The organism is Streptomyces sp. NPDC006925, from assembly GCF_042869575.1.
Classification (GTDB): domain Bacteria; phylum Actinomycetota; class Actinomycetes; order Streptomycetales; family Streptomycetaceae; genus Streptomyces.
Map to the genome: position 1 here is coordinate 145,302 of NZ_JBIAGB010000010.1, position 13,409 is coordinate 158,710.

Here is a 13,409-nt window from a genome sequence, read left to right on the forward strand (position 1 = left end):
CATCCGGGCGAGCAGGGGCAGGGGTAGGTAGCGACGATGAACGCGCCGTATGGCGGTGACCGGGGCCGGAACCCCGGTGACGGCTCTGGCCGGCCGGAAGACGCGTACGCACAGGACTCGTACGGGCCCGACCCGCACGACGAGCGCGACCCCTCGGTCCACGATCCGCACACGTGGCCCTCCCCCGGCCCGCAGCCCGAGGATCCGCACTCAGCCCAGGACCAGCCGCGCTCCCCCCGGAGCCAGCCGTATCAGGGACAGCACCCGTACCCGAGCGCGCCGTATCCCGGCCGGGCCCAGCAGGGACCGGGACACCCAGGTCAGGTCCAGCCTGGGGCGGGACACCCGGGCCCGGCCCAGCAGAGCAGGCCGCCGCAGAGCCAGGCGTACCAGGGCCCGGGACCAGCCCCGGGCCCGGCCCAGGGCCCGGCCCAGCACCCGGGACCGGCCCAGCACCCGCTCCAGGCCCCGGGCACGGCCCACCGGCCACCAGCCCCGTCCACGCCCCCGTCTCCGCCCGCACAGCAGAGCGACGCCTTCGCGCACCTCTACCGCGACCAAGGGCAGGCGCCGCCGCAACAGACCGCACCGCCCGCGGGGCCGCCCCCCGGGTACGTCCCGCCCGACGACCGGAGACAGCCGCCCGGCTCCGACCCGTGGCAGCACCGCTCGCCGGAGCACGACCCGAGCCGGGACCAGGCCCAGTCCTCCGGGTTCCACCCGGAACCCACGCAACCGCCGCCGCCCTACCCACCCGAGCCGGGGGCTCCCGGTGCCGCCGAGGAGCCGTCCGCGCAGACCGTCGATCTCGGCACCGTCGTGCCCAAGGGCGCTCCGCCCGGCGAAGAGGGCTCGGCTCCGGCCGCACCGCCCGCCTCCGGCGGCGGGGGAGGGCTCCTCAAGTCCAGCGCCATCATGGCCGCGGGCACGATGGTCTCCCGGCTCACCGGGTTCGTACGCTCCGCGATGATCGTGGCCGCACTCGGCGCCTCGGCCCTCGGTGACAGCTACCAGCTCGCCATCACGCTGCCGACCATGATCTATGTGCTGACCGTCGGCGGGGGCCTCAACTCCGTCTTCGTGCCGCAGCTCGTCCGCGCCATGAAGGAGGACGGCGACGGCGGCGAGGCGTTTGCGAACCGGCTGCTGACGCTGGTCGCGGTGATCCTGGGCACGCTGGCCGTGGCCTCGGTGTTCGCAGCACCCGTCCTGGTGCGGCTGATGTCGGTGAAGCTCGCCGACAACCCCGCGGCCAACGAGGTCACCGTCACCTTCGTGCGCTACTGCCTGCCCTCGATCTTCTTCATGGGCATCCATGTGGTGATGGGACAGATCCTCAACGCGCGCGGCCGCTTCGGCGCCATGATGTGGACCCCGGTCCTGAACAACATCGTCATCATCGCCACCATCAGCATGTTCCTGTGGGTGTACGGCACCGCCGACACCTCCGATCTGACGGTCAGCACCATCCCGCCCGAGGGCGCCCGGCTCCTCGGGGTCGGCACCCTGCTGGGCCTGGTCGTGCAGGCGCTGGCGATGATCCCGTACCTCCGGGCCGCGGGCTTCCGCATCCGCCCCCGCTTCGACTGGCGCGGCCACGGCCTGGGCAAGGCGGCCAAGCTGGCCAAGTGGACGATCCTGTTCGTGCTCGCCAACCAGGCCGGCGTCCTGGTCGTCTCGCAGCTCTCCACCTGGGCGGGCACCACTGCGGCCCAGAGCGGCCACTCCGGCACCGGCTACATCGCCTACTCCAACGCGCAGCTGATCTGGAACATGCCGCAGGCGATCATCACCGTCTCCGTGATGGCCGCGCTGCTGCCCCGCCTCTCCCGCTCGGCCGCCGACGGGGACAGCGGCGCCGTGCGGGACGACATCTCGCAGGGCCTGCGCAACTCCGCCGTCGCCATCGTCCCGATCGCCTTCGGTTTCGTGGCGCTCGGCATCCCGATGTGCACGATGATCTACGGCTCGGCGGGCGTGGGCGCGGCCCGTTCCATGGGGTACATGCTGATGGCCTTCGGCCTCGGCCTGATCCCCTTCTCCGTGCAGTACGTCGTCCTGCGTGCCTTCTACGCCTACGAGGACACCCGCACCCCGTTCTTCAACACGGTGATAGTGGCAGCCGTCAACGCCGCCGCCTCCGCACTGTGCTTCCTGCTGCTGCCCTCGCGCTGGGCGGTCGTGGGCATGGCCGCCTCCTACGGGCTCGCCTACATCATCGGTGTGGGCATCGCCTGGCGCCGGCTCAGCCACCGGCTGGGCGGCGACCTCGACGGGCGGCACGTCGTCCGTACCTACACCCGGCTCGCCGGGGCCAGCGTCCCGGCCACCCTCGCCGCCGGGGCCGCCGCCTGGGGCGTCACCCACGCGCTGGGCAGCGGCACGCTCGGCTCGATCGCCGCGCTGCTGGGCGGAGGGATCGTATTGGGCGCGGTTTTCGTCCTAGCGGCGAAGCGCATGCGCATCGAGGAGATGACGGCGATGCTCGGGATGGTGCGCGCCAGACTCGGCCGATGAAAAGCGGGGTGGGAATCCGGCGTATACAACCATCATTCGCCCCCGCGTGTCGTGCATAGCGGCGAGGTGTAGGCACAATGTTTTTGGCCGTTTCCAGGAAAACGGCCACCACGGATGGGGAGGCAGGAACGACGGTGGCGGAACGGAGCACAGCCGCTGTCGGCGTGGCCGAGACCAGTGGTGCGCATGACGCACCACTGACCGCCCAGCAGGACGGGGCCACGGGCGACGGTGCGACGGACGCGACGAACGGATACAGCCGCAACACCGGGACCTCGGACCACGACGAGTCCCCGGCCCACTCCACCGACACCGCACCGCTGACGGGTACGCGCGGTGCCACCCGCCCCGCCACCTCCCCCGAAGGGAGCAGTGGGAACCAGCCGAACTCCGCAGCGGAGGACTCGGCCCGCAGCAGCGACCCGGCCGACCCCGCCGGAGCTGACGGAACTCGCGGTGACGACACCTCCGCGGCCGCTCCTGAGCGCCCCACCGACACCGACGCCGGGCCCGACGCCGACGCGGCCTCCGACAGCGACGCCGGCACGGCCTCCGACCCCGCCGCGGCTTCCGGCCCCGACGGCGACAGCGCCGCGGACGGCGCCGCCGAGGACGCCGGGAGCGCCGAGGAGAAGCGCGCGGGACAGCACACAGGGCAGCAGAAGCCCCGGAAGAAGGCCAAGGACCGCGAGAAGTCCAGAGCCGACCGACAGCAGCCCGAGGGCGCTGCCGGGGAGCCGGCCGGAGCGGCCTCCGATCCGGCCGACGGATCCGCCAAGCCCGCGCCCGCCGAGATGCGGGTCCCCGAGCTGCACAGCGGCCACAAGCTGGCCCGGCGGTACCGGCTGGAGGAGTGCGTCACCCGGCTCGACGGGTTCAGCAGCTGGCGCGCGGTCGACGAGAAGCTCCGCCGTGCCGTCGGCGTGCACCTGCTGCCCGTCGGCCACGCGCGGGCCCGCCAGGTCCTCGCCGCTGCGCGCTCGGCGGCCCTGCTCGGCGACCCCCGGTTCGTGCAGGTCCTCGACGCGGTCGAGGAGGGCGAACTGGTCTACGTCGTCCACGAGTGGCTGCCCGACGCGGTCCCGCTCAGCGAGCTGCTCGCCGCCGGACCCCTGGAGCCCCACGAGGCGTATCAGCTCGTCAACCAGCTCGCCCAGGCCCTGGCCGCGGCCCACCGGGAGGGCCTCGCACATCTGCGTCTGACGCCCTCCTGTGTGCTCCGGACCGGCATGGGCCAGTACCGCATCCGTGGGCTCGCGGTGAACGCCGCGCTGCGCGGTGTCACGAGCGAGCACCCGCAGCGGGACGACACGGAGGCCATCGGTGCCCTGCTGTACGCGGCGCTCACCCAGCGCTGGCCGTACGAGGAGGGTGCCCACGGACTGCCGGGCACCGGTTCGCTGGACATCGGGGCGCTGGTGGCCCCCGAGCAGCTCCGGGCCGGCGTCCACCGCGGTCTTTCCACGCTGGCCATGCGCGCCCTGGTGAACGACGGCGCGACGGCATCCCGGCAGGAGCAGCCCTGCACCACCCCGGACGAGCTGTGCAAGGCTGTCGCCTCGCTGCCCCGCATCCGCCCGCCGGAGCAGGCGTTCACCACCCCGCCCCCGTACCAGCGCACTGCCTACCAGCAGGGCAGCTTCGCGGCGCCCGGCGGCGTTCCCGGCGGCGCTGCTCCCGGCAGCCCGGCCGCGGTGCCCGGTGCCGAGTCCCCGGCACCGCCCACGCTGCCCGGACGCACCGGCAAGGCTCTCAAGTGGGGGGTCTCCGCGCTGCTGATCGCCGCTCTCGGCCTGGGAAGCTGGCAGATCGCCGACGCCCTGCTCAAGGGCGAACCGGTCAAGGAGAAGCCCACCAAGCCGGTGGAGGGCGAGGACAAGCCGGTGCAGACGGGCAAGCCGATCAAGATCCAGCAGGTACAGGACTTCGATCCGGAGAGCTCGGACGGGCGCGAGAAGCCGGAGCGCGCCGGCGATGCCGTGGACGGCGACCCCGGCACCTACTGGCTCACGGACAAATACCTGGGCCACCCCACCTTCGGCAATCTGAAGTCCGGCGCCGGCCTCATCCTCGACCTCGGGACCACCCGGCAGGTCAGCCAGCTGAAGGTGGACTTCATCGGGAAGACCTCGGCGAGCTTCCTGGCCGCGCCGAAGAGCGTCACCAACACACCTTCCTCACTGGGCAGTTTCAGCAAGGTCACCAACGGCTCCGGGGAACACCTCACCCTGAAGGCCAAGAAGCCCATCAAGACCCGCTACGTACTGCTGTGGCTCACCAAGCTCCCGGCCACCGACGGAGGCGACTACCGTGGTCGCGTCACGGAGGTCCAGGTCCTCAGCTGAGGCGCGGGCGCCGCTTCCGGCATGCGGGCGGCAGGGTGAGGGGAGGGGCTGCATGGCGAGCGAGGAGGCTCCCGGCGGAACGGCCGAGCCGGACGACAAGGAGCTGCTCGCCCGTCATGTCGCGGGGGATCCGGAGGCGTTCGGCGAACTCGTCCGGCGACACCGGGACCGCCTGTGGGCCGTGGCCCTGCGCACCCTCGGAGACCGCGAGGAGGCCGCCGACGCCGTGCAGGACGCGCTCATCTCCGCCTACCGCGCCGCACACAACTTCCGGGGGCAGTCCGCCGTCACCACCTGGCTGCACCGCATCACGGTCAACGCCTGCCTGGACCGCGTCCGGAAGGCAGCCTCCCGCAGGGCCACGCTCACCGACGACACCGAGCGGATGGATCAGCTCCTGGAGCCCCAGGAGTCCGCCGCCGCGCCCGTGGAACGCCAGGAGACGCATCGCCAGATCGTCTCCGCGCTGTCCGAGCTTCCGGTGGACCAGCGGGCGGCGTTGGTGCTGGTGGACATGCAGGGCTATCCCGTCGCCGAGGCCGCCGAGGTGCTCGATGTGGCGGTGGGCACCGTCAAGAGCCGCTGTGCCCGCGGCCGGGCCCGCCTGCTCCCCCTCGTCTCGCATCTGCGCGGCGACGGCAGCGGCGGAGGCAGGAGCGGGGACAACGGCGGAGGCAGGAGCGGGGACAGCGGCGGCGGTTCCGAGGACGTGGCCGGTACCGGACGGAACCCACCGCCGGGAGCATCCGTCCCAGCACCGAGAGCGGCGCCGCGCAAGGCACCGCGGAAGGCGGCCCAGCAGCCGACACCGCGGAAGGCTGCGCGCACGACCCAGCAGGACACCACAGGCTCCCGGGCCGGGAAAGGAGGGGGACAGGCATGACATCCACTCCTTCTCCGCACGACGAGCACCCGGAGATCGACGAGATCTCCGCGCTCGGCGAGGGAATCGTGCCCGCGGCGCGCCGGGCGGAACTCCGCGCGCACCTGATCACCTGCGCGCTCTGCGCGGAGGTGTCCGCCTCGCTGGAGGAGATCCGGGAGACGCTCGGCACCCTGCCCGGCCCCGAGCGGATGCCCCAGGATGTGGCAAGCCGCATCGACCGGGCACTGGCGGCGGAGGCGGCTGCGGTGGTGACCGGGTCACCGGGAGCGCCGGAGTCCCCCACCACGGATACGGATGCCGCCGATGCCGCCGGGGGCGAGACGGACACCGGTCGGGCAGCGACCCACGTCATCGCTTCCGACGGTGCCGGTATCAGTGCTCATGCCGATGACAGCGACAGCGGTGACGGTGCGGCGCATGAGCGTTCCGTTTCACGTGAAACACCTGCGGAGTCTCTCGGGTCCGCTTCGGGAGCGGATGGGCGCCCGGTTTCACGTGAAACCCGGCACGGCCGTCGCTCCGGGAGCGCGGCAGCAGGTCGGCCTCCGGGACATGCCGCGGGTTCCACCGGCCCCGGAGGAGCGGACCGCGGTGCCACCCCAGGACCAGGACGGGACGGCGTCCGAGGCGCTCGACGTCGGCGGCGCACGATCGTGCTGGTCGCGGCGGCATCCATGGCCGTCCTCACCATGGGCGGCATCACCCTCCGAGCGCTCTCCGACTCGGCTCCCACCGAGGTGACCTCGAATACGGCGAAGTCGACCACGGGTAAACAGGCGCCCCAGGCGCCGTCCAGCCCGACGGTCTCCGCCGATACCGATGCCGGAGGCAGCAGCGACGACCAGCAGCTGCGCAAGCGAGTCCAGGGGCTGCTCTCCGACAAGAGCTCACCCCCACCGTCCCGCGAGGTGCCGGACAGCCCTGCCCCGCCCCGCGACACTCCCACAGTCGATATCGAGCAGAGCCCCAGCAGCGACGGGAACACGCTCCGCGACGACACGCTCGGCGACGGGCCGACCGTACCGTCCTGCATCCGCGACAGTCTGCACCGCACGGAGAGCCCGCTGGCCGTCGACTCCGAGGCCACCTTCCAGAACCACTCCGGATACTTGCTCGTCCTGCCCCACCAGGGTGGCGACCCGAAGTTGGTCGATGCCTACGTCGTCGACCCTTCCTGTGTGAACGCCGACCCGTCCCGCCCGGGCAAGGTCCTGTTCAAGGGCACCTACCCTCGCGGGTGACCCGCGGACGAGGGCAGGGGAATGTCTGCCCCGTAGGATCCGTTGGACGGGGTGCAAGCCTCGGCAGAAGTACCCGGAAGCAGTCGGCAGACAAGGAAGACTCCCGTGAGCGACGTCCGCAACGTCATCATCATCGGCTCGGGCCCGGCCGGATACACGGCAGCGCTCTACACCGCCCGCGCGTCGCTGAAGCCGTTGGTGTTCGAGGGCTCCGTCACCGCAGGCGGAGCGCTGATGAACACCACCGATGTCGAGAACTTCCCCGGGTTCCAGGAAGGCATCATGGGCCCGGAACTCATGGACAACATGCGCGCCCAGGCCGAGCGCTTCGGGGCTGAACTGGTGCCGGACGACATCTCCGCGGTCGACCTCTCCGGCCCGGTGAAGAGCGTCACGGATTCCAACGGCACCGTGCACCGCGGCCGGACCGTGATCGTGGCCACCGGCTCGCAGCACCGCACCCTGGGTCTGCCGCTGGAGGAAGAGCTCTCCGGTCGCGGTGTCTCCTACTGCGCCACCTGCGACGGCTTCTTCTTCCGCGAGCAGCACATCGCCGTGGTGGGCGGCGGTGACACCGCCATGGAGGAGGCCACGTTCCTTTCCCGCTTCGCGGCGTCGGTCACCGTGGTGCACCGCCGGGACACACTGCGCGCCTCCAAGGCCATGCAGGAGCGGGCCTTCGCCGACCCGAAGATCTCCTTCGCCTGGGACAGCGAGGTTGCCGAGATCCACAGCAAGGACGGCAAGCTGTCCGGCCTCACGCTGCGCGACACACAGAACGGGGAGACCCGCGAGCTCGACGCGACCGGGCTGTTCGTCGCCATCGGCCACGACCCGAGGGTGGAGCTGTTCAAGGACACCCTCACCCTGGACGAGGACGGCTACCTCGAGGTGGACGCGCCCTCGACCCGCACCAACGTCCCCGGGGTCTTCGCAGCCGGCGACGTGGTGGACCACACCTACCGCCAGGCGATCACCGCGGCGGGCACCGGCTGCTCCGCGGCGCTGGACGCCGAGCGCTACCTGGCGGCGCTCACGGACGTGGACGCCGAGGAAACCCCCGAGCCGGAGAAGACCGCGGCAACCGTCTGACCCGCACAGCCCGCAGGGCCCGCTCCCTGTCCCCGCTCAACTCTCCACCCCGCAGTCAACAGAGAAAGAGGAGAAGCACCATGGCCGGTGCCACCGTGACCGCGACCGACGCCGACTTCGAGGACGTCGTCCTGAAGAGCGACAAGCCCGTGCTGGTCGACTTCTGGGCGGCGTGGTGCGGACCGTGCCGTCAGATCGCCCCTTCGCTGGAGGCCATCGCCTCCGAGAACGCCGACAAGCTGACGGTCGTCAAGCTCAACATCGATGAGAACCCGGGCGTCGCCGCCAGGTACGGCATCATGTCGATCCCGACCATGAACGTCTACCAGGGTGGCGAGGTCGTGAAGACCATCGTCGGCGCCAAGCCGAAGGGCGCCATCGAGAAGGACCTCGCCGATTTCATCAGCTGAGGATCCCTACCTCACTGAGGGCGCCGTTTCACGTGAAACGGCGCCCTCAGTGCTGTCGGGCCTCTGTCGTCCCGTGCTGTCGACCGTAGTGGAGTGGAACGGGCCGCCCACCGCACTACCGCACGGCACCGGTGTGACCTCCCCGAGGCCGACGCCCCAGAGCCGCCACCCAGAGCCGCGCCCCGTTGTCGCACCCCGTAGCCGCGACCTCGACAGTGCCGCACGGCGTCGGCGCAACAGCGACATCCGCATCGACATCCCAGAGCGGACATCTCAGAGCGGCCGCAGTGCCGGCTCCTTGCTGTGCACCTTCCCCAGCAGTTGGTCCAGGGCTCGCTCCATGTCGTGCCGCCAGGAAACCGTGGAGCGCAGCTCCAGCCGCAATCGGGGATAGCGGGGGTGCGGGCGGACGGTCTTGAAGCCGACCGAGAGCAGATGCTCCGCAGGGAACATGCAGGCCGGTTCCGTCCACTGTGCGTCACCGAACGCTTCCATGGCCTTGAATCCACGCCGCAGCAGATCCTTCGCCACCGTCTGCACGATCACCCGACCGATGCCCTGCCCCCGGAACTCCGGCAGCAGATAGGCGGTCATCAGTTGCACCGCGTCCGGGGCGACGGGGCTGGTGGGGAAGGCGAAGGAGCGCGGTACATATGCGGGCGGCGCATAGAGCACATAGCCCACCGCGACCTCGTCCACATAGACGACCCGACCGCAGGAACCCCATTCCAGCAGGACCGAAGAGATCCAGGCTTCCTTCTCCAGATCGGGCCGCCCCGACCTCTGCGCCTCCTCGCCGCTGACCGGGTCCAACTCCCAGAAGACGCAGCCGCGGCAGCGGTTGGGCAGATCCGGGAGATTGTCCAGCGTGAGGGGAACGAGCTGTCGTCCCATGGCACACATCGTATCCGGAGGGCAGCGACATCACCGCTGGTTTCCGCCCCGCCCCCACCACCGCGGCGCTGGGGGCGCCACCACGACCGCGCTACGACGGCAGTGGAAAGGCCCGGGCGACAGCGCCCGGGCCTTTCCACTGCGAGGTATGCGGACTGCCTATGAAGAGACCGCTTCCTCGTCGCTGTCGTCCTCGGCCAGCTTCTGCTCCAGCACCCGTCCCTCGCCCGGAGCGAGCTGGCCCAGAATCCGCTCCAGGTCGTCCATGGAGGCGAACTCGACGACGATCTTGCCCTTCTTCTGGCCCAGGTCGACCTTCACCCGGGTCTCGAAGCGGTCCGAGAGCCGTCCTGCCAGATGGTCCAGCGCAGGGGAGACCCGGGCGCCGGCCCGGGGCCCCTTGGGCTTGGCACTCTTGGGCTTGCCGCCCATCAGCGTGACGATCTCCTCCACTGCACGGACCGAGAGCCCCTCGGCCACGATCCGGTGAGCGAGCTTGTCCTGCTCCTCTCCGTCCTCCACGGACAGCAGCGCCCGTGCATGCCCGGCGGACAGCACCCCGGCTGCCACCCGGCGCTGCACTCCCGGAGAGAGCCGCAGCAGCCGCAGGGTGTTGGACACTTGCGGCCGGGAACGGCCGATCCGGTCGGCCAGTTCGTCATGGGTGCAGTTGAAGTCCCGCAGCAGCTGGTCGTAGGCGGCTGCCTCTTCCAGCGGATTGAGCTGTGCCCGGTGCAGGTTCTCCAGCAGCGCGTCGAGGAGGAGCTTCTCGTCCTCGGTGGCGCGGACGATCGCCGGGATTCGCTCCAACCCCGCCTCGCGGCAAGCCCGCCAGCGGCGCTCACCCATGATGAGCTCGAAGCTGCCGGGTGTGAGCTCCCGGACGACGACCGGCTGGAGGAGACCGACTTCCTTGATGGAGGTGACGAGTTCGGACAGGGCGTCCTCGTCGAAGACCTCACGAGGCTGGCGCGGGTTCGGGGTGATGGCGTCGAGCGGCACCTCCGCGAAGAACGCGCCTCCTGCGTCCTCGGAGGCGGCGCCCTGCGCGGGGACGGCGGAGGTCGTTTCACGTGAAACTGAGTCGTCCGCCTCCTCCTGGTCCCGCTGCGAGAGTTCCGCGACCTTGGCCGCCGCCACGCCCCGCACCCCCTGCTCCGGGGCCAGCACGGGAACGGCAGTGGGGGAGGTGGACCCTCCACTCATGTTCGGACGCTGCTGCTCACCCTCCGCGTCGGCAGCGTCCGGCCCGGTCGGAGCCGCCGGGATCAGTGCACCGAGCCCCCGCCCCAGACCCCTACGTCGCTCGCTCACTGAGTCCCCTCCGCCATGCTGCCGTGCTGCTGCGCCTGTAGTTGCTGTGCGTGAAGCTTCTGAGCCTGCTGTACCTGCTGTGCCTGCTCAACATGCGGATCGCGCAGCGCGATTTCCCGCGCCGCCTCCAGATAGGAGAGCGATCCGCTGGAACCCGGATCGTATGTCAGAACCGTCTGCCCGTAGCTGGGGGCCTCCGAAATGCGCACCGACCGCGGAATGTTGGTCCGCAGGACCTCCTTGCCGAAGTGTCCGCGCACTTCCTCCGCCACCTGGGACGCCAGCCGGGTCCGGCCGTCGTACATGGTGAGGAGGATGGTCGACACATGCAGCTTCGGGTTCAGATGACCCTTCACCAGTTCGACATTGCGCAGCAGTTGGCCGAGGCCCTCCAGCGCGTAGTACTCGCACTGAATGGGGATCAGCACCTCAGCACCGGCCACGAGCGCATTCACCGTCAGCAGCCCGAGGGAGGGCGGGCAGTCGATGAGGATGTAGTCCAACGGCTGCTCGTACGCCTCGATGGCGCGCTGAAGGCGACTCTCCCGCGCCACCAGCGACACGAGCTCGATCTCCGCACCGGCGAGATCGATGGTCGCTGGCGCGCAGAAGAGTCCCTCCACGTCCGGCACCGGCTGGACGACTTCCGAGAGCGGCTTGCTCTCCACCAGAACGTCGTAGATCGACGGCACCTCGGCGTGGTGGTCGACCCCCAGCGCTGTCGAGGCGTTGCCCTGCGGGTCGAGATCGACCACGAGGACGCGGCCCCCGTGCAGGGCCAGCGAGGCCGCGAGGTTCACGGTCGTGGTGGTCTTGCCGACGCCGCCCTTCTGGTTGGCGACGACCATGATCCGCGTCTGGGCGGGGCGGGGCAGGCCCTCCCCGGCACGGTTCATCGCCTCGACCGCCTGCTGTGCCGCGCGGCCGATCGGGGTGTCGTCCATGGGCGGTGGCGTCTCACGTGCCGCATCACCGCGGGGTGCGACCGCGCTGGTATCCCCTGGCTCTGTACGGGGACCGGGGACCGGGTCGGCCATCGGTCCCGCGATGTTGGCGTCGGACCGCAACGGTTCACTCTCCTCAACATCAGGCTCGCTATGAGCAGAGCCTCCCATGCTTTCGGGCCCGTGAACCAGCGAGCCCCACTCAGTTGTGGATGAATCCACTTCCGAGCGGGGCTCAGGGGCGGTCTGGCTGCGCCCGCCGGCGGCGGCGCGGCCTCGGTTGATGATTCCGTGCAACAGAGAGCGGCGTTTCACGTGAAACACGATGCACAGGCACCGCACGGTGTCCGCCGCGACACTCCGCTCCGCGGGGTCTTAAGCGTTTTTATGGAGTAACCGAATCAGCGTTTCAGCGCCCGACCGGACGACCAGCCGGCCCGACCAACAGATCGGCGGGACCGGTCTGCCCTCACCCGGCTCAGCGTCGCCGTCGGCCGCCCCGGGCCGAGCGGCCGTTCGCCCGGGCCGCCTTCTCGGCCTTGACCCGACGTGCGGCAAAGCGCACCCCGCCGGGGCTCTCCCCGACCCTGGCGCGTACCACCGTCGAGGGGGGATCGATCAGACCCTGGCCGATGTGCTCCACGGTCGTCTCCACGACACCCAGCTTGTGCAGTGCGTCCCGGGCGGTGCGCACCTCGTCCTCGGCGGTGTCGCCCTTGAGCGCCACCATCTCGCCGTACGGCCGCAGCAGCGGAACGCCCCAACCGGCCAGCCGATCCAGCGGCGCCACCGCGCGGGCGGTCACCACGTGCACCGGCGTCAGCGTGCCCAGCATCTCCTCGGCCCGCCCGCGCCGCACCGTCACATGATCGAGCCCGAGCAGCTCGACGACCTCCTGGAGGAACGTCGTGCGGCGCAGCAGCGGCTCCAGCAGCGTGATCTCCAGGTCCGGCCGCACCAGCGCCAGCGGAATGCCGGGCAGCCCGGCACCCGAGCCGACATCGCACACCGTGACACCCTCGGGTACGACCTCGGAGAGCACCACGCAGTTCAGCAGGTGCCGCTCCCACAGCCGCGGCACCTCGCGCGGGCCGAGCAGCCCGCGCTTCACTCCGGCATCCGCCAGCAGCTCCGCGTACCGCTCCACCGTGCGGAGGCTGTCGCCGAACGCCCTGCGCGCCGCCTCGGGAGCGGGTGGCAGGCCCGGCTGCTCCTCCGGGGACTCCCCCGACTGCTGTGTCACGGGAGTACGACCACGCAGCGCTGCGGCTCCTCGCCCTCGGACTCGCTGCGCAGTCCGGCCGCCTTCACCGCGTCGTGCACGACCTTGCGCTCGAACGGCGTCATCGGGCGGAGCTTCACGGCTTCACCGCTGCTCTGTGCTTCCTGCGCCGCCTTCGCGCCCAGTTCCGCGAGCTCCTCGCGCTTTTGGGCCCGGAATCCGGCGATGTCCAGCATCAGCCGGCTGCGGTCGCCGGTCTCCCGGTGCACGGCGAGCCGGGTCAGCTCCTGGAGGGCCTCCAGGACCTCTCCGTCCCGGCCCACCAGCTTCTGCAGGTCACGGGCCGAGCCCTCGCTGATCACCGACACCGCGGCGCGGTCGGCCTCGACGTCCATGTCGATGTCGCCGTCCAGGTCGGCGATGTCGAGCAGCCCCTCGAGGTAGTCGGCCGCGATCTCACCTTCCTGTTCCAGCCGGGTCAGGGTGTCGCTGTCGGCCTCGGTGCCTTCTGGCGCAGTCGTATCCGTCACGGCGGGGACTCCTT

Annotated in this window: 12 protein-coding genes; 6 read left to right on the forward strand and 6 right to left on the reverse strand. The window is 70.9% G+C overall.

Annotated features, from left to right (window positions below):
* Positions 1 to 210: 210 nt before the first annotated feature.
* Positions 211 to 483, reverse strand: coding sequence for a hypothetical protein (locus ACFYNS_RS16335; RefSeq protein WP_388603394.1), 273 nt, complete (start codon positions 481 to 483; stop codon positions 211 to 213).
* A 336-nt stretch (positions 484 to 819) separates the two neighbouring features.
* Here ACFYNS_RS16335 and murJ point away from each other — a divergent pair, with 336 nt between their 5' ends.
* The 6 genes from murJ (at position 820) to trxA (ending at position 8,491) form a co-directional block, all read left to right on the forward strand.
* Positions 820 to 2,517 (forward strand): murein biosynthesis integral membrane protein MurJ, encoded by a 1,698-nt coding sequence (gene murJ, locus ACFYNS_RS16340; RefSeq protein WP_360289866.1) that lies wholly within the window; start codon positions 820 to 822, stop codon positions 2,515 to 2,517.
* 134 nt (positions 2,518 to 2,651) lie between these two features.
* Entirely contained in the window at positions 2,652 to 4,862 is a 2,211-nt protein-coding gene (locus ACFYNS_RS16345) for a hypothetical protein (RefSeq protein WP_360289864.1), read from the forward strand.
* A gap of 52 nt (positions 4,863 to 4,914) precedes the next feature.
* A complete protein-coding gene (sigM, locus tag ACFYNS_RS16350) occupies positions 4,915 to 5,745 on the forward strand; it encodes an RNA polymerase sigma factor SigM (protein WP_388603397.1) in 831 nt (276 codons plus the stop codon).
* On the forward strand, positions 5,742 to 6,989 hold the full coding sequence (locus ACFYNS_RS16355) for an anti-sigma factor family protein (RefSeq protein WP_388603399.1): 1,248 nt from the start codon (positions 5,742 to 5,744) through the stop codon (positions 6,987 to 6,989). Before sigM ends, ACFYNS_RS16355 begins: the two co-directional genes overlap by 4 nt.
* 105 nt (positions 6,990 to 7,094) lie before the next feature.
* Positions 7,095 to 8,081, forward strand: coding sequence for a thioredoxin-disulfide reductase (gene trxB, locus ACFYNS_RS16360; protein WP_360289858.1), 987 nt, complete (start codon positions 7,095 to 7,097; stop codon positions 8,079 to 8,081).
* Between the two features lie 80 nt (positions 8,082 to 8,161).
* The gene (gene trxA / locus ACFYNS_RS16365; protein ID WP_360289856.1) at positions 8,162 to 8,491 is read left to right on the forward strand and encodes a thioredoxin; all 330 of its coding nucleotides are present in this window, start codon (positions 8,162 to 8,164) and stop codon (positions 8,489 to 8,491) included.
* Between the two features lie 273 nt (positions 8,492 to 8,764).
* Here trxA and ACFYNS_RS16370 read toward each other — a convergent pair whose 3' ends face one another.
* The 5 genes from ACFYNS_RS16370 to ACFYNS_RS16390 all read right to left on the reverse strand — a co-directional run bounded on the left by ACFYNS_RS16370 (position 8,765) and on the right by ACFYNS_RS16390 (position 13,395).
* Entirely contained in the window at positions 8,765 to 9,385 is a 621-nt protein-coding gene (locus tag ACFYNS_RS16370) for a GNAT family N-acetyltransferase (protein ID WP_360289854.1), read from the reverse strand.
* Between the two features lie 159 nt (positions 9,386 to 9,544).
* Complete coding sequence (locus tag ACFYNS_RS16375) at positions 9,545 to 10,699, reverse strand: ParB/RepB/Spo0J family partition protein (RefSeq protein WP_360289852.1); 1,155 nt, start codon at positions 10,697 to 10,699, stop codon at positions 9,545 to 9,547.
* Positions 10,696 to 11,814 (reverse strand): ParA family protein, encoded by a 1,119-nt coding sequence (locus tag ACFYNS_RS16380; protein ID WP_388603500.1) that lies wholly within the window; start codon positions 11,812 to 11,814, stop codon positions 10,696 to 10,698. Before ACFYNS_RS16380 ends, ACFYNS_RS16375 begins: the two co-directional genes overlap by 4 nt.
* 307 nt (positions 11,815 to 12,121) lie before the next feature.
* The gene (gene rsmG / locus ACFYNS_RS16385; protein ID WP_360289850.1) at positions 12,122 to 12,886 is read right to left on the reverse strand and encodes a 16S rRNA (guanine(527)-N(7))-methyltransferase RsmG; all 765 of its coding nucleotides are present in this window, start codon (positions 12,884 to 12,886) and stop codon (positions 12,122 to 12,124) included.
* Complete coding sequence (locus ACFYNS_RS16390) at positions 12,883 to 13,395, reverse strand: R3H domain-containing nucleic acid-binding protein (RefSeq protein WP_074999061.1); 513 nt, start codon at positions 13,393 to 13,395, stop codon at positions 12,883 to 12,885. Before ACFYNS_RS16390 ends, rsmG begins: the two co-directional genes overlap by 4 nt.
* Positions 13,396 to 13,409: the final 14 nt, after the last annotated feature.

Coding starts and splice junctions, on each gene's coding strand:
- sigM (WP_388603397.1), top strand. CDS start 4,915: ATGGCGAGCGAGGAGGCTCCCGGCGGAACGGCCGAGCCGGACGACAAG.
- ACFYNS_RS16355 (WP_388603399.1), top strand. CDS start 5,742: ATGACATCCACTCCTTCTCCGCACGACGAGCACCCGGAGATCGACGAG.
- trxA (WP_360289856.1), top strand. CDS start 8,162: ATGGCCGGTGCCACCGTGACCGCGACCGACGCCGACTTCGAGGACGTC.
- ACFYNS_RS16370 (WP_360289854.1), bottom strand. CDS start 9,385: ATGGGACGACAGCTCGTTCCCCTCACGCTGGACAATCTCCCGGATCTG.
- ACFYNS_RS16380 (WP_388603500.1), bottom strand. CDS start 11,814: ATGGGAGGCTCTGCTCATAGCGAGCCTGATGTTGAGGAGAGTGAACCG.